The sequence below is a fragment of the Nitrospina gracilis Nb-211 genome, from assembly GCF_021845525.1.
In the GTDB taxonomy this organism is placed as follows: domain Bacteria; phylum Nitrospinota; class Nitrospinia; order Nitrospinales; family Nitrospinaceae; genus Nitrospina; species Nitrospina gracilis_A.
Genome location: NZ_JAKJKD010000001.1, coordinates 2553287 through 2569278, shown reverse-complemented (window position 1 = coordinate 2569278; position 15992 = coordinate 2553287). Strand labels below are relative to the sequence as shown.

The window sequence follows — 15992 nt, the reverse complement described above, 5'->3', positions numbered from 1 at the left end:
TCATAAGGCCGGTCTCTGGATGACTGTTCTGAGCGGCGCCGTCATTCCGGTGAGCACGTCGCTTACGGAAATTTTCACCACGCTGGTACTGGTGTTGTGGTTCGCCGCGGGCCACCATAAAACGTTCTGGCAATGCATGCGGTTGCACCCCGTCGCCCGCGCCGGCATGTTGTTGTACCTGATGTTGATCGTGGGCGTGCTGTACACCTCCGGCGATCTGCGCGATGCCTTCGGCATTCTCGGCAAATACCGGGAACTGATCCTCATCGTGGCGTATCTTTCTTTTCTGGAAGACGACAGGACCCGCCGCTTGTGTCTGCAGGCGTTCGGCGCGGCCATGGTGGTCACCCTCGCGGCTTCCTGCTACCTGTACTATTTTGCTCCACCTTCGCTGGACCCCAACCTGCGTGTGGGACTTCCCTTCAAAAACAGCATCACGCACAGCCTGCTGATGGCGGTGTTCGCCTTCGGTCTGACGGTGCACATGTTTTCCCACCGGAGAAGCCGCAACGCGACCATCGGCTTGTCCGTACTTATCATCCTGGTGGTGTTCAATCTGTTTGTCCTGACGGACGGACGAACCGGATATGTTTTGTTTTACCTGCTGGGATTGCTGTTTTTATTTCAGAAATTCAAACTGCGTTATGCGGCGATCGGCGTGGTGATGCTGATCGGGTTTCATTTTCTATTGATTTCCGTTTCGACGTTGTACCAGACTCAATGGAATTTCCTGACGCGCGGCATCTCCAAGTACATGGAGCGGGGCGATGCCACCTCTTCCATCGGCATGCGCATTGAGTTCTCGAAAAACAGTTATCAAATCATGATGGAACGCCCGCTTTTCGGCCACGGCACCGGAAGTTTCCGCAAGCAGTATTCAGGCTTCGCCAAGGCCAACCAGCTGGAACGCGTCACCGACAACCCGCATAATGAGTATCTGATGCTCGGTGTGCAGATCGGGTGGATCGGCATCGGGCTGTTTCTGTATTTCATTTATACGCTGTGGCGGTATTCGTTTGCGCTCGACCCGTATCATCGCAACCTGGCGCAGGGACTCGCGGTGATGGTCACCTTCGGGTGCCTGGCCAACTCGCTCATCATGGACCACACCGAAGGCATGCTGATCGGCTGGCTGGCCGCCGTGTTGTATTCGCCGCTCAAGCAGGATTCAAAACAGGAAAATGCTTAGCGTCATCCTCATCACCAAAAACGAAGCCCCGCGCATCCGCCAGTGCCTGGAGTCGGTGAGATGGGCGGACGAGATCGTGGTGCTGGATTCGGGAAGCACCGACGGCACCCCCGACATCTGCCGCGAGTACACCGAGCAGGTATTCGATGTGGATTGGCCGGGATTCGGTCCGCAGAAAAACCGCGCGCTCGACAGGGCGACGGGCGACTGGATTCTCTCCATAGATGCGGACGAGGTGGTGACCGACGCCCTCCGCGATGAAATCGAGCGCACTTTGCGCAAACCCAAATACAACGGCTACAAAATCCCGCGCTCGTCGCATTACGTCGGGAGGCGCATCCGCCACTCCGGCTGGACCCCCGATTACGTGGTGCGGCTGATGAAGAAAGGCTCCGGCGGGTTCACCAATTCCCTGGTGCACGAAAAACTGGAGATCGCGGGCAAGGTGGGGCGGCTCAAGAATCCACTCATTCATTACAGCTTCGACACGTTTGAAGACGTTATTGATAAAATGAACCGGTATTCCACCTACAACGCGCAGATGCTGTACGAGCAGGACCGCGACTCCAGTTTGATGGAAGCCGTCGGCCGCGGACTGTGGGCGTTTGTCCGCACCTATATATTGAAGAGGGGATTCCTCGACGGCAGGCAGGGATTCCAACTGGCCGTGTCGAACGCCGAAGGCACGTATTACAAGTACGTCAAGCTGATGGAACTGCACCGGAGGAAAAGGAGCGAACTGCCGTGACCGCGCTCAGCATCATTTTAAGTACCTACAACCGGCCCGATGCGCTGGAGCGAGTGCTGGCAAGTCTCGAGGCGCAGACCGAGCGCGACTTCGAGGTGGTGGTGGCGGACGATGGATCGACGGAAGAGACGCGCGCGCTGGTGGAATCCTTCCAGCAACGCAACGCGCTCACGCTCAAACATGTGTGGCACGAGGACCGGGGTTTCCGGGCCGGAGCCATCCGCAACAAGGCGGTGGCGGCATGCGAGGGCGAGCGGCTGGTGTTTCTCGACGGCGACTGCATGGTGTTTCCGGATTTCGTCGAGCGTTATCTGCAATTGATGGAACCGGGATTTTTTGTGGCAGGCAACCGTGTTCTGCTTGATGAGTCGCTCACGCAACAAACGCTGGAGAAAAAACTCGCCCTGCACAAATGGAGTCTGTTGAAATGGATCTCCATGCGGCTTCGCGGTGGGGTGAACCGGTTGATTCCCTTTCTGCGCCTGCCGCTTGGCCTTTTCCGCAAGTTGTCGCCGCGCAAATGGCAGGGCGTCAAGACTTGCAACCTCGGCGTGTGGCGGCAGGATTTTGTCGAAGTCAACGGTTTCGACGAACGCTACCAGGGCTGGGGTTATGAGGACTCCGACCTCGTCATTCGATTGCTCAATAAAGGCATCGTGCGCAAGGAAGGGCGCTTCGCCGTGCCGGTTCTGCACCTGTGGCATCCTCTCGGCAAATCGCGCGAGACGGAGGAAAACTGGAAACGGCTGGAGGCGGTCATGCAATCGAACACCACACGCATCGACAACGGCCTGAGCAATCACCTGGCCTGAGAGGCAAGGTGCGCCGATGAAAAAAGCCGGGCAGGATGCCCGGCTTTTTTATTTTGAGGTTCTCAAAAATCAGTGACGGTATTCATATGAAAAGGCCGCTCGGATGAGCGGCCTTTTGTCTTTGGAAACGGAAAAAACAAGGTTCAGCAGTTTTTATGCGCGCCGTCGCAGATGGGCGAGGTTTTGGTGAGACCGCAATCGCAGATGGTCAACCGGCGCGGGCGTTCCAGAATCACTTCCACCGGGTTTTTCCCGGTGTTTTTCCGGTCGTGGGAGCCGTCACAGTACGGTTTATTTTCCGACTCTCCGCAAGTACAATAGTACTTGGTTCCCGGGGTCTCATTCACATAAAAAGGCTTGTTCTGGTACGCCATGCAAGTCTCCTGTTTCGGTTAAACGGTTTTCATCAGCTTCAGGTTTCGGATAGGGGATCGGCCGCTCGCCTTTCCTTTAGATGGAAACAATAGCGGAAGGGTTTGGAATTTTTTCATGAAAATTCTCGTCACCGGTGCCACTGGATTTGTCGGTCGGCAACTACTCCCCTTACTTAAAAATTCGGGTCATGAGATTTCCGTTTTGACCCGCGATCCCGAAAACGCGGTGGTGCGTCTGCCCGTGCTCTGCCGCCGCTATCAATGGGACCCCGCCTTGCTCGAACCACCGAAGGAAGCGCTGGAAGGCGTGGATGCGGTCATTCATCTCGCCGGGGAAAACATCGCCGCGCGTTGGACGGATTCGAAGAAGCAGGAGTTGCAACGTTCGCGCGTGTTGTCCACGCACCAATTGGTCAAGGCGATGGAGGAGATGGATGCGCGTCCCAAAGTATTTATCTCCTGTTCGGGCATCGGTTATTACGGCGATCGCAAAAGCCTGGAGCTCGACGAGTCGCAGACGCCCGGCCACAGCGTCCTGGCCGAGGTGTGCAAGAAATGGGAAGCCGAAGCGTTGAAGGCCGAAGCGCTGGGAGTGCGCACGGTGGTGTTGCGCATCGCCACGGTGCTGGGCACCGACGGCGGCGCTCTGCGGTTCATGCTCCCTGCCTTCCGCATGTGCCTGGGCGGCCGCGTCGGGAATGGGCGGCAGTGGATGAGCTGGATTCACGTACGTGACCTGGCGCGCCTCATGCTTCACGCGCTCGACACCGACAGCCTGCGCGGTCCGGTAAATGCGTGCAGTCCCGAGCCCGTCACCAACGCCGAATTCACCCGCACACTGGCCAAGGCAGTGGGACGACCCGCCATCATCCCCGCTCCTGCGTTCGCACTCAAACTGGTTCTGGGCGATATGTCCGAGGTCCTTCTCGCCTCGCAGAAAGCCGTGCCCAAAAAAGCGCAATCGTGCGGGTTCCGCTTCGATTACCCGGACGTGGAATCGGCCCTCGAACAACTGGCTGATGTGCGTACGCACGAGTTGCGCATGGAGCAGTGGGTGCCGCAACCGATCGACACCATTTTTGAATTTTACAGCGACGCCAAAAACCTGGAAGTGCTAACCCCGCCGTTTTTGAATTTTGCCGTTACGGGACAGTCGACCCGGGAGATGGAAGAAGGCACGCGCATCAACTACCGGTTGAAGCTGTACGGGATTTCCTTCCGCTGGCAGTCGATCATCATGGACTGGTCGCCCCAAAAACGGTTCTCGGACATTCAGGTGGTGGGACCTTACTGGTTGTGGCACCACACGCACGACTTCGTCGAGCAGGACGGCGGCACGCTGATCCGCGACCGCGCCATCTACCGTGTGCCGATGTGGACGCCGGGCGATCTGTTCATCTATCCCATCGTGCGCCGCGACCTGGAAAAAATCTTTGCCTACCGTTGGAAGAAAACCTGCGACCTGTTCGGCGAGTGACCAGGCCCAGTCAGACGGCTGTTACCCTAAGGTGGCGATGCCGTACCTGCATGACCTGTGGTACACTCCCCTCGTTTTGAACGTTAACGAATCTCTTCCCACATGCGCCAATTTTTATTTTCTATTTCCGCAACCGCGTTCCTGTTTTTATTTTTGGCGGCTTCCGTTTGCGCACAATCCGGCGCACAACAAACTATAAAGCATCCGCTCACAGGCTATGCGTTTTCATTTCCCCGCGATTTTTATGCGCACAATGCCTACGAGGTGGAGTGGTGGTATTTTACCGGCAACCTGAAGGACCGCGCGGGCAAGGAATACGGTTACCAGTGTTCGTTCTTCCGTGTGTCGCTGGCCGGGATGAAAGCTCTTCAGCAATATCAGGAAACGCCTTCCAAATGGAGCAACGACCATATTTACTTCGCGCACATGACGGTGGCCGATCTTGAAAACGAAAAGTTTTATTTTTACGAACGCATCAACCGATCCGGGCTGGGTCTCGCGGGGGCGGCGGAGGACCGGCTGGAAGTGTGGAACGAAAACTGGAAACTCGCGGGAGATGACAACGCGCGCACCCTCACCGCGCTGGAAGAGGAAAACGGATTCGACCTGAAACTGGTCCCGGAAAAAGCGCCCGTCATCCACGGCACCGGCGACGACAAGCCGAAGTGGGATATTCCGGAAAAAGCGCCGAACTATTATTCCTTAACCCGGCTGAAAACAACGGGCACGCTCACTCTCAACGGCGAGCGGGTGGAAGTCACCGGCACGAGTTGGATGGACCACGTGTTTGCCGAGCGTTTGTTGGTGCCTGAGCAGGCAGGGTGGGACTGGTTTTCGCTCAAGCTCGACAACGGAACCGAGGTCATGCTGTTGCGGATTCGCCTGCAGGACGGGAAATACGATCCGCGTTCCGGCGGCACGCTGGTAAAAGCCGATGGCACGCAGGCGCACCTGCCCGAGGAAAAATATAAGGTGGAAGTATTAAAAAAGTGGACCAGCCCGAAGTCGGGTGTCACCTATCCCGCCGCGTGGAAAATCACGCTTCCCGAACGCAACATCACATTGCACGTCGTGCCCGATATGGCGGCGCAGGAGTTGTTTCTGCTGAGGTCCATCGCCAACTCGTACTGGGAAGGCAGTGTTACGGTGGAAGGCGCGCACGATGGGAAGCCGGTGCGCGGCAAGGGGTATGTGGAACTGGTGGGTTACGGCGGCAACCTCTCCACCGCGTTCGGCCGTTGAGTGCCGTCAGCTTCGCGAAGGGATCAGCACACTCAGGCAGGTGAGGCCGCCGTCGGCTTTTTCGAATTCGCTCACCGGCATGGCGCGCACTTCCAGTCCGCGTTGTTCCACCAGCGCCCGCGTTTTCGGATAGTCTCTGGGCATGAGGACGGTGCCGTTGATGGTGAGGCAATTGGCGGCGTTGGATTCGCCGCGCGCGACCTCGATGCACGAATGATTTTTGAATGGAGCGGGATCGACGCGTTCCGGATCGATCAAAAGCAACTCCCCCGTCAAACAACCGACCGCGCTTTTCAGATGCAAGGCTCCGTTCACGGCGACCGGTACCACCGGCCGATCCGTGAACTTTGCGATGGCCTCCACGGCCAGCGGGTTGGTGCGCGTGGATTGCCCGATGAAAATGGTGGAATTCACCTGCAGGACATCGCCGCCGTCCACGAACACCGGCGGCTCCAGCATTTCGACCTGGCGGTGCCTCTCCAATGCGGCTTTGAGGTGAAGCGTTTCGCCACGGCGGCTGGGTTCGCTCATTGAGGTCAGCAGGGCCACGCTGTCGAGAACGATGACGTTGTCCTCGATGAAGGTGCTGTCGGGAAACGCATCCAGCGGTTCCAGCATCTCCACCTTCACCCCCAGGCTGATCAATGTTTCAACGTAGTACCGGTGCTGGCGCAAAGTGAGGCGGAAGTCGATGGGCGCCCGCTTCTCCTGCCGCGAAAGGGCCCGCAGGAATGTTGCGGTGGGCGGACGCACGAGGGCGGTCAGGGGTGTGTTCATGGCGTCTGCATCTTGAAACTCTGCGTGCGACGAAGGTCAATCCACCGTCGGCGTGTTCATGAGGCGCGACAGGTACAGCATGGTCAGGTTCTTTTTGCACTCGCGGAAATTTTTGAGCATCGCCTTGGAAGGCATGAGGGCGTCGTTGGTCCGGTCGCTGTGTGCGATGTACACGATCCCGTCCACCAGCGTGAAGTCGTGCTTGGTCAACCGCATTTTTTTGCGCAGGTATTCGTCCGGGTAATGGTAGATCTCGTCCAGTTTGGGCAGAAACGATTCATCCATTTCGTACATGATGCCTTCCATCATGCCCAGGTTGCTGGCGGCCGGGATGACGTTGGCCATGCCCAGTTTTTCAATGCCCTGGTTGTCCAGCGGGATTTTATTGAAAGCCAGTTTGTGCGCGGAGAGGGTGACACAGAACGACGCATTGGCCTCCAGACCGTGTTCCTTGAAGACCCGCGGGTTCATCAGTTCGTCGTAAGCAAACCAGTTGATGTAGTTTGGCATGGCAGGGTTCCGATTTCGGTTCGCGTTCAAAAAAGTGCCGGTTTGGAATCCAAACCGGCCGGATTGCATCTAAAAACTCAAAAAGCAAATGACGAAATACTCCCAATCATACGGGAAAATCGGCCTTGAAAAAAGGTGGTAAATTTATTTAAATAGAAATCCATCAGCAAGAGTCAGGGTTGACTTCCATTAACGACTTACCAGCAAATTCCCGATTCGCCGCCATGAACCGTGTTTCGGGGATTCAACCTTGGTAAAAGAAAAAGGAGCTTGTTATGGCAGGCGGAAAAGTTGTTACGGTTTCGGATGACGAATTCGACCGTTCCATCCTGCAGTCGGACAAACCGGCTGTGATCGATTTCTGGGCGGAGTGGTGTCAGCCCTGCAAGATGCTGGCGCCCACCGTGGAAGAGCTGGCTGGTGAGTATGACGGAAAAGTCGTGGTCGGCAAACTGAATGTGGACGACAACCCGCAGACGGCAACCAAGTACGGCATCCGCGGCATCCCCACCCTGCTGTTCTTCAAGGATGGTCAGGTGGTCCAGCAGTTGGTTGGAGTGAAATCCAAAGCCGAAATTCAGAAAGTGATCGACGAGACCCTGGCCTGAGGTTTTCCTGGCCGGGTGGACGTTGAAGACAGATAGAGCGGGCTCGTCCCTGGATCAGGGACGGGCCCCTTCTGTTTCCAGAACCGGTTGCAGGCCAAGCCGCTCGATCATCTCCATATCGCGTTTCGGGTCCTGCCCCTTGGTGGTCAGGTAGTCGCCGCCCAGGATGCCGTTGGCGCCGGCGGCGAACAGTTTTTCCTGATTATCGGTGAACACCTCTTCGCGTCCGCCGCAGACGAACAGGTCCATCTCCGGCATCACCAGCCTGAGGAGCGCGATGGTGCGGAGCGCGTCGTACACGTCCATCACCTCCATGCCTTCCATCGCCGTGCCTTCCAGCGGTTTCAGGAAATTGATGGGGAACGACTGCGTCTTGAGTGCCTGGATGTCGAACGCCAGCTCCACGCGCTGGGCGAAGGTCTCACCCATGCCGAAAATGCCGCCGACACACACCGGCAATCCTACTTCCTGAGCGTTGCGCACGGCGGTGACTTCATCATCATACGTGTGCGTGCTGACGACGCTTTCGAAATGACTGCGTGCCGTCTCCAGGTTGTGGTGCACGCGGTCGAGCCCCGCGTCCTTCAATTCCTGCAGGTGTTCCTTGCTCATGAGCCCCAGCGAACAGCAGGTCTCCAGCCGCGTCTCCGCCTTGATGCGGCGAAGCGCTTCCTTGAGCGTGGCCATTTCTTTCGGGTCGGTCATCGCCGTGCCGGAGACGACGATGGAAAACTCGTTGGAGCCGAACGCTTCGGCCTTTTTGGCATTGGCGACGATCTGATCGACGTCCATCAGGCCGTATTCCGGCGACTCGGTCTCGAATTTCGAAGACTGCACGCAGAAGCCGCAATCCTCCGGACAGCGGCCGGATTTGGCGTTGACGATGGAGCAGATCTTGACCGCGTTGCCTTTGAAATGGTCGCGTACGCGATTGGTGCCTTCAAACAGGTAATCCAGCTCCTCGCGGTTCAGACTTTCCAGTTCGAGCGCTTCCTTGCGGGAGATGCCCTTGCCGGACATGACGTTCTCTATCAATGTATCGATGAATGCCGTTCTCATGGAACACCAGTTATTTTGGGTGAATGAATTTGCTGGAAAAACAATCAAAAATACTAGCACAGCACCGGGCAAAGGCAAATGGAAAAGGGGGTTTGCCTCAATCGTGTACCTGGCGGTAATCGTCCACAAGGTTTTTGAGTTCCGCCACTTGCGTGACCGGGGGCAGGCAGGAGCCGTGCTGGCAGACATAGGCCGTGGTCTGGCCCTTGAGGGGTTCCTTGCCGGTCAGCAGAGGTACCCGTGTGGCGTCGGGGTCGCCTTCCAGCGCAAACGCGAACACCGCGTTGGGGGAAAACCGCCGCCGCATGAGCGGCCAGAAGGCATCCATTCCCTGGTCCGATTCCACCCCGCGCAGAGCCACCTGCTTGCAACCGCCCAGGTACAGGTGCAGGGCCTGCATCATGAATGACGAGTTGATGCCGTATTCGGTGACCTCGTCGGAGAAGGCGAGGAAGATTTTCTCGGCACGGCGTTCGTAGTCCACGTTCTGCGTGAGCGCCGCGAGTTTCAACAGCGCCATGGCGGCACTGCTGTTGCCGGACGGTTCGACGCCGTCGTAGCCCGATACCTGGCGCACGATCAACTCCTCCGCGTCGCTGGCGGTTTCGTAATACGCGCCTTCGTTGCCGAATTTCTGTTCCACCGTTTGCATCAGCGTCTCGGCCATTTCAATGTAATCCGGATTGTATGTTGCTTCATACAGGTCGCAACAGGCGAGCGCGATGGAGGTGTAGTCGCACAGGTATCCGTCGTAGCGTGCCTCGCCCTCGCGCCAGCGGCGCAGGAGTTTGCCTTTCGGCGTGCGCAGGTTGTTCCAGATAAAGTGAAGCGCCTTCTCGGCTTTGGCGATGCGGTCGGCGTCGTCCAGCACGCGCCCGACCTGCGCCATGGCGCGGATCATGAGTCCGTTCCACGACGTTAAGATCTTGTCGTCGAGGAGCGGCCGGATGCGTTGGCTTCGCACCGCCAGCAGTTTTTCCCGCGCTTCGGCGAGTTTGTTCTGCACGTGGTCCAGCGGCAGGCCGAGGTCTTTGGCGATCTGTTCCGGCGGGCGTTTGACGTGCAGGATGTTCTTGCCTTCCCAGTTGCCGTTGGGCAGGACGTTGTAATAGGGGATGGCGATGCTCGCCGTCTCGCGGCCGAGGATTTTTTCGATCTCCTCCTGCGTCCACACGTAGAATTTGCCCTCGACGCCTTCGCTGTCCGCATCTTCCGCGCTGTAAAACGCACCTTCCGGCGAGGTCATGTCGCGGTCGATGTATTGCAGAACGTCGTTGGCGTGATCGGCGAACTCCCGCTTGCCCGTCACCTGGTAGGTTTCGATGAGCGCGGTGACGAACAGCGCGTTGTCGTACAGCATCTTTTCAAAGTGCGGCACCAGCCACTGGTGGTCGGTGCTGTATCGCGCGAGGCCGCCGCCGATCTGATCGTAGATGCCGCCGTGCTTCATGGCGCGGAGCGTGTTCTCCACCATCTCCAGGCTCAGCGCGTCGCCGGTGCGGTGGTGATGCCGTAACAATAGTGACAGGCCCATCGACGGCGGAAACTTGTTCTGTTGCTGGAACAGGAATCCGTGGTGGAGCCGGTCGTAGGACTGCGTGTAGAACTCGCGGGTTTTGTTTTCGCCGTGAAAGCCCAGGTCGTCCGCCGTGGCTTCGGTGTTCTGCTCCTGTTTGGAGACGTCCTTCAGGTAATTGATGAGCGCCGTGCTTTGCTTCTCCACCTTCTCCGGTTCCTCGCGCCAGGTCTTGTCGAGAAACGTGAGCACCTCCAGGAACGACGGCAGGCCGTAGCGCCCGACGGAGGGGTAGTACGTGCCGCCGTAAAACGGAACGCCGTCCGGCGTGACGAACACGTTCAGCGGCCAGCCGCCCTGCTGTCCGAACGCCTGCACGGATTTCATGTAGATGCTGTCCACGTCCGGCCGTTCCTCGCGGTCCACCTTGATGGGAACGAAATGCGCGTTCAGGTATTCCGCGATCTCCGGGTCCTCGAACGATTCCCGCTCCATCACGTGGCACCAGTGGCAGGTGGCGTAACCGATGCTGACGAGGAGCGGCTTGTTGGCTTTCTTCGCCAGCTCGAACGCCTCCGGTCCCCAGGGACGCCAGTCCACCGGGTTGTGGGCGTGTTGCAGGAGGTACGGGCTTTTTTCGTGAATCAGTTTGTTGGTGTATTTGTGTTCAGTCATAAAAATTCTGGAAGCGTTCGAAAAAATCGGGAAACGATTTGTCCACGCATTTCGGATTCTTGATCCGGATGCCGGGGATGCCCAGCCCGGCGACGGCAAAGCTCATCGCCATCCGGTGGTCGTTGTAGGTTTCGATGGCCGCCGGCTTCAATTCTCCGGGTTCGATGGAGATGAAATCGTCGCCGGCCTCGACTTTCGCGCCGAGGCGGGTCAACTCCGTCTCCAGCGCCTGGATGCGGTCGGTTTCCTTGATGCGCAGGTTGCCGATGCCGGTGACGGTGGTTTTGCCTTCGGCGAACAACGCCACCACCGCCAGCGTCTGCACCACATCGGGCATGCTATTCATATTGATGGTGATTCCGCGAAGAGGTTTTCCCGTGACGGTGATTTTTTCGTTGCCGATCTCCACGTCACACCCCATCTGTTCCAGCACGCGCGGAAACTGGATGTCGCCCTGCACGCTGTTTGGGTTGACGTGGGTGACGGTCACCGTACCGCCCGTAACCGCCGCCGCGGCAAAGAAATACGACGCGCTGGAGGCATCGCCTTCCACCCGGTAGGTTTGCGCCCGGTAGCGTTGCCCCGCCGCGATGCGGAAGCGTTGATACGACTCATTGTCCACATTCACGCCGAAGGTCTTCATGATGTCGAGGGTGATGTCCACATACGGCTTGGAGGTCAGTTCGCCTTCGATTTCGATGATGGTGTCGTTCTGGAAATATGGAGCGCAGATGAGGATCGACGTCAGGTACTGACTGCTCTTGTCTCCGGGCAGGCAGAGGGTTCCCCCTTGAGGCGATCCGCCCTCGATGACGAGCGGCGGGCACTGGTTGTGGTGCACGGACTCGGCGCGAATTCCCATTTGCCGTAAAGCTTGCAGAAGGTCTTCGATGGGACGCTCCCGCATGCGCTCGTCCCCGGTGAGGCGGGTCTGGCCCGGTGCGAGGGTGGCGAACGTGGTCAAAAAACGCATCGTCGTCCCCGCATTTCCGACAAAAATTTCATCCTTTGGAGCGCGCAAAATACCCCCGGTGCCCTCCACGATCACCGCTTCCTTCTCCTCGCGGCAGGCGATGCCGAACTGCGCCAGAGCGGACCGCATGTAACGCGTGTCGTCGCTGAACAGGGGGCGCTCCAGGCGGACGGTCCCACCCGCCAGCGCCGCCAGCAAATAGGCCCGGTTGGTGTAGCTCTTGGACGAGGGCGCCTCCACGGTGCCGTGAGCCGCTTTGAGCGGTTTGATTTCAATCAATTATTTTTCTCCCGAGTCCGTTGCGGCAGGTTCGAAACAATGCCGCCAACTATAACACAAAGCTCATGTCCCTCCCATGTTCTGACAAGGGGAAGGCCGCCTTGTATCGAAAAAGGGGTTTTGATATGATTGCCTCTCCTGTAGGAAAAGCAGATAAAATCATTTAGGTTTTTATGTTAATTGAGGTTATGGAGTCCACCCATGCAATGGCTCAGATTCTCTTACTGGAAAGAATGGTGGTTCAAGAAGCCTGAAACCGAAAGAAAACGTCTCAAATCTTTCATTCCTCTGGTACTCTATACCTTCGGTTTCGTCTACTTTGTGATTTACTTGTCCATCCTCAATTCCGTGAACCGGTACAAGACCGGAGACACGGTCAAAAGCTGGTTCGGGGGAGACAAACCAGAGCTTGTGAAACTGAAAGAAGAGCAGGAACGGGAAATCGAAAAAAGTTACAAAGAACTGCGCAAGCAGGTTTCCGGCGGCCGGTGATTGCCACCCGCGGCCTCGTGATAGCGACCCATTTGCTTCGATGAAACGTCTCATTTATTTTTCAAACTGGCTGTATCTGTTTTCGCTTTCGCTCTGGGTGGGCGGCATGTTCCTGCTCGGCATCCTGGCCGAGATCGTGGTCCGCGTGAAGTTGAAGGAGCAACCGCAGATGGCGAGCAACGTCATGAACGGGCTCATGGATATTTTCAATGTCCATATCATATATTGGTGCATGGGCCTCATGGTGGCCGCGGTGCTGATCCGGTTTTTTGCGGACCGCCTGGGTTGGGGCGGTTACGTGGAGCCGGTGGTCACCAAAAGGCGTTACACTAAGGAAGTGTTCCTGGCGATCATGGTGGTGCTCGCGATTTACATCGGCAGTGTTCTTCGGCCGCAGATGCATGCGATGGACCAGCAGAAAAAAGCCAACCCGGAAAACATCCAACTGCAAAGGCAGTTCGACACTTACCACAGCCAGTTGACCTGGCTGTACACCGTCAACATGATTCTCGGCCTGGGGCTGTTTTGGATTCATGGCAAGGAAATGACCCGATTCCGGGAATCCCGCCAATCTACGCCCCCGGCTCCAGCGTCCTGAAACCCGGGAACGTTGCAAGAACCTGTGATTGAAAACACAATTGAAGTTGAAGTGGATGGTTGAACGGACTCAAAGATTTTTCCGTTTAGTGATCTTTGTGTCACTTTGGATGTGGATCTGGGTTCCTTTTGCGGGGGCCGCCTCGGTGGATCAAGAGGAGGAATCGGCAACGCAGGGAGCCCTCGAATTGTACTCGGACATGGTGGAGATTCCCGGCAGCACCTTCCGCATGGGCCTGGGGTTCCACAAAATCACCGACATGCTGGAATTGTGCTGGCAGGTGGATGACCGGTGCAATCGCTGGTGGTTCAAGGATGAATATCCGGACCACATGGTGTACCTGGACCCGTACTGGATCGACATCTATGAAGTCACCAACCAGAAATACCTGGAATTCGTGAAAGCCACCGGGCACCGCCCGGCTTTGGATGACACCTGCGATACCAAAGCCTGCTGGGACGGCAACCTGTGGAAGGGAGCCTCATTTCCTGAAGAGATCAAAAACCAGCCGGTCACGCAGGTGAGCTGGCACGATGCCAAGGAATATTGCGAATGGCGCGGCAAGCGCCTGCCCACCGAGGCGGAATGGGAAAAGGCGGCGCGCGGGCCCATGGGCAACCTCTATCCCTGGGGCAACGACATGCCACCCGGAAAAGCGACCTACCGCAGAAAATGGCGCGGCATCCACACCATGACCGACGTCGGGTCCTATCCCAACGGAACTTCGGTTTACGGGGTGCACGACATGGCGGGCAATGTCTGGGAATGGGTGGCGGACTGGTATGACCGCAAGTACTACCAGAAGAAAGTGCGCGACAACCCCAAGGGGCCCAAGCGAGGCGTCTTCAAAGTGATGCGCGGCGGTTCCTGGGTCAATTACGAGGATACTCTGCACAGCGCCTTCCGCCGTTGGGGCCGCCCCTATGTCCGTTTCAACGACACCGGGTTCCGCTGTGCCAAAGATCCCATCAAACTGCCGTCCCAGTCGGAACAAAACCATGAAGCCAAAACGGACTGACGACCTCACCGATACCGAACGCGAAATCCTCCGCCACTACGTTACTGATGTTGATGCCCGGGTCTTCTCGATTCGCGACCTGAATCCAGAGGTCATCGGCGCCGCTCTCGCCCGCTACAGCCGCGCCCCCACGGGATTCAAGGAAACCGTGGCGCGCGAATTCCTCAATCCCGACGGCAGTCCCAACGACGTCAAGGGAAGCGAGATGGTGGACCGCGTCGTCAACAAGTTCGGCGACGACTCGGTGGCGGAGCTGGCGGTCGCCCCCATCTGCATCGAGGAAGTCTCCAACCTGATGACCAAGATCATCGAGGACTGCCGCATCGGCGGCTCGCCCATCGAGGAGTCCACCCGCTACGTGCTGTACGATCAGCAACGCGGCGGAAGCTGGCGTTACGTGCGCCCGCGGAACGTGATGGAGTCGGGACTCGGCGAATCGTACGTCGCGGTCATGGATTTTCTGTTCACCACCTACGCCGCCATGGTCGAGCCGATGCAGGAGCTGTTCCGCAAACGTCTGCCCGCCGATCAGTTCGCCATCGAAGTTGAGCGCGGCAACGAGGTGGCGCGGGTGTACCCGAAAGACCTGAAAGACGAGAACGAGCAACGCGCCCACCGCATCGCCTACAATTTCACCATCCGCAGTGCGGCGTGCGACGTGATCCGCTGTATCCTTCCCGCGGCGACGCAGGCCAACGTCGGCATTGTCGGCAACGGCCGTTTTTTCTCCATGCTCATCTCCAAACTGCTCACCGAAGATCTGGTGGAAGCACAGGACCTGGCGGGGCAGATTCGTGATGCATTGAATCACCAGATCCCGACGTTCATCAAGCGCGCCGCGAGGCGGGAGCACCGCGCCGCCATTCATAAAAAAATGCGCGCCCGCTGTGATGAATTGTTCGCCAACGAACCCATCGAAGCCGCGCCGGAAGTGGTCCTGCTGGAAGACCGGGGCGAGGATTATTTCATCAACCTGGTGGCGTCGATGATCTTCCCCTACGTGCAGCATTCGACGGAGCAGATAAGACGCGTGGTGCGTGCGCTGTCCGAGGAAGCGCGCCTCGAAATTTTCAACCTGTATATGGGCGAGCGCCAAAGCAAGCGCGACCGGCCGGGCCGCGCCCTGGAATACGGCTATCCCATCCAGTTCGACATCGTCGCCGGGTTTGCCGAGTACCGCGACCTGCAACGCCACCGCATGCTCACCCAGCAGAGGCAGGAGATGGGTGTGCTTTTGGGTTATTCCATTCCCGACGAGATCGAAGAGATCGGCATGCTGGAGGTGGTGCAGGAATGTTTTCAGCGCGCGGAGTCCCTGCACCACGACCTCAAGCGTGCGGGCCTGCGCGAGGAGGCGCAGTACGCTTCGTTGTTCAACCACTTCATCCGCTGGAACATGGGCATGAACCTGCGCGAACTCGGCCACTTCACCGAACTGCGCACGCAGAAGGCGGGGCATCCCAAGTACCGCCGCGTATGCCAGACGATGGCGAAGCTGTACCTGAAACGTCATCCGGAAATGGAACCGGTCCTGCGTTACGTCGATTACAACGACTACGACCAGAGCATCACCCGCGCCGAGCAGGAAGCGCGCACCGCGCGCAAAAGCCTCGCCACCGGCGTGTTCGACGACATGGACGACTGA

16 protein-coding genes are annotated in these 15992 nt (G+C 57.8%); 10 read left to right on the top strand and 6 right to left on the bottom strand.

Features of this window, described 5'->3' with window-relative positions; translation table 11 throughout:
- Nucleotides 1–19 precede the first annotated feature (19 nt).
- The 3 genes from J2S31_RS12125 to J2S31_RS14700 are packed head-to-tail and all read left to right on the top strand — an operon-like array spanning nt 20 to nt 2749.
- Entirely contained in the window at nt 20–1189 is a 1170-nt protein-coding gene (locus J2S31_RS12125) for an O-antigen ligase family protein (RefSeq protein ID WP_237099354.1), read from the top strand.
- Nucleotides 1182–1937, top strand: coding sequence for a glycosyltransferase family 2 protein (locus tag J2S31_RS12120; protein WP_237099353.1), 756 nt, complete (start codon nt 1182–1184; stop codon nt 1935–1937). Before J2S31_RS12125 ends, J2S31_RS12120 begins: the two co-directional genes overlap by 8 nt.
- Nucleotides 1934–2749, top strand: coding sequence for a glycosyltransferase family 2 protein (locus J2S31_RS14700; protein ID WP_237099352.1), 816 nt, complete (start codon nt 1934–1936; stop codon nt 2747–2749). Before J2S31_RS12120 ends, J2S31_RS14700 begins: the two co-directional genes overlap by 4 nt.
- A gap of 143 nt (nt 2750–2892) precedes the next feature.
- On the opposite strand, the gene J2S31_RS12110 is transcribed toward J2S31_RS14700, so the two are convergent.
- Complete coding sequence (locus tag J2S31_RS12110; RefSeq protein ID WP_237099351.1) at nt 2893–3123, bottom strand: CDGSH iron-sulfur domain-containing protein; 231 nt, start codon at nt 3121–3123, stop codon at nt 2893–2895.
- A 115-nt stretch (nt 3124–3238) separates the two neighbouring features.
- On the opposite strand from J2S31_RS12110, the gene J2S31_RS12105 reads away from it, so the two are divergent.
- Together J2S31_RS12105 and J2S31_RS12100 are read left to right on the top strand one after the other, a co-directional pair.
- A complete protein-coding gene (locus J2S31_RS12105) occupies nt 3239–4600 on the top strand; it encodes a TIGR01777 family oxidoreductase (protein ID WP_237099350.1) in 1362 nt (453 codons plus the stop codon).
- Between the two features lie 102 nt (nt 4601–4702).
- Nucleotides 4703–5842: a lipocalin-like domain-containing protein gene (locus J2S31_RS12100; RefSeq protein WP_237099349.1), complete on the top strand. Its 1140-nt coding sequence runs from the start codon at nt 4703–4705 to the stop codon at nt 5840–5842.
- A gap of 6 nt (nt 5843–5848) precedes the next feature.
- On the opposite strand, the gene J2S31_RS12095 is transcribed toward J2S31_RS12100, so the two are convergent.
- Together J2S31_RS12095 and J2S31_RS12090 are read right to left on the bottom strand one after the other, a co-directional pair.
- Nucleotides 5849–6619: a dimethylarginine dimethylaminohydrolase family protein gene (locus tag J2S31_RS12095; RefSeq protein ID WP_237099348.1), complete on the bottom strand. Its 771-nt coding sequence runs from the start codon at nt 6617–6619 to the stop codon at nt 5849–5851.
- Nucleotides 6620–6655: 36 nt separating this feature from the next.
- Nucleotides 6656–7129, bottom strand: a complete 474-nt coding sequence (locus J2S31_RS12090) for a gamma-glutamylcyclotransferase family protein (RefSeq protein ID WP_237099347.1) — start codon at nt 7127–7129, stop codon at nt 6656–6658.
- A gap of 275 nt (nt 7130–7404) precedes the next feature.
- Between J2S31_RS12090 and trxA the strand changes: the two genes are divergently transcribed.
- Nucleotides 7405–7737 (top strand): thioredoxin, encoded by a 333-nt coding sequence (gene trxA / locus J2S31_RS12085; RefSeq protein ID WP_005008235.1) that lies wholly within the window; start codon nt 7405–7407, stop codon nt 7735–7737.
- A gap of 54 nt (nt 7738–7791) precedes the next feature.
- On the opposite strand, the gene bioB is transcribed toward trxA, so the two are convergent.
- The 3 genes from bioB to aroA form a co-directional block, all read right to left on the bottom strand.
- Entirely contained in the window at nt 7792–8796 is a 1005-nt protein-coding gene (bioB, locus tag J2S31_RS12080; RefSeq protein ID WP_237099346.1) for a biotin synthase BioB, read from the bottom strand.
- 97 nt (nt 8797–8893) lie between these two features.
- Nucleotides 8894–10987: a thioredoxin domain-containing protein gene (locus tag J2S31_RS12075; RefSeq protein WP_237099345.1), complete on the bottom strand. Its 2094-nt coding sequence runs from the start codon at nt 10985–10987 to the stop codon at nt 8894–8896.
- Complete coding sequence (aroA, locus tag J2S31_RS12070) at nt 10980–12239, bottom strand: 3-phosphoshikimate 1-carboxyvinyltransferase (RefSeq protein ID WP_237099344.1); 1260 nt, start codon at nt 12237–12239, stop codon at nt 10980–10982. The genes J2S31_RS12075 and aroA overlap by 8 nt, the downstream gene beginning before the upstream one ends.
- Nucleotides 12240–12440: 201 nt before the next feature.
- On the opposite strand from aroA, the gene J2S31_RS12065 reads away from it, so the two are divergent.
- The 4 genes from J2S31_RS12065 to J2S31_RS12050 all read left to right on the top strand — a co-directional run bounded on the left by J2S31_RS12065 (nt 12441) and on the right by J2S31_RS12050 (nt 15992).
- Entirely contained in the window at nt 12441–12731 is a 291-nt protein-coding gene (locus J2S31_RS12065) for a hypothetical protein (RefSeq protein ID WP_237099343.1), read from the top strand.
- A gap of 40 nt (nt 12732–12771) precedes the next feature.
- A complete protein-coding gene (locus J2S31_RS12060) occupies nt 12772–13329 on the top strand; it encodes a DUF4149 domain-containing protein (RefSeq protein ID WP_237099342.1) in 558 nt (185 codons plus the stop codon).
- 145 nt (nt 13330–13474) lie between these two features.
- Nucleotides 13475–14347, top strand: coding sequence for a formylglycine-generating enzyme family protein (locus J2S31_RS12055; RefSeq protein WP_237099341.1), 873 nt, complete (start codon nt 13475–13477; stop codon nt 14345–14347).
- The gene (locus J2S31_RS12050; RefSeq protein WP_237099340.1) at nt 14328–15992 is read left to right on the top strand and encodes an FAD-dependent thymidylate synthase; all 1665 of its coding nucleotides are present in this window, start codon (nt 14328–14330) and stop codon (nt 15990–15992) included. The genes J2S31_RS12055 and J2S31_RS12050 overlap by 20 nt, the downstream gene beginning before the upstream one ends.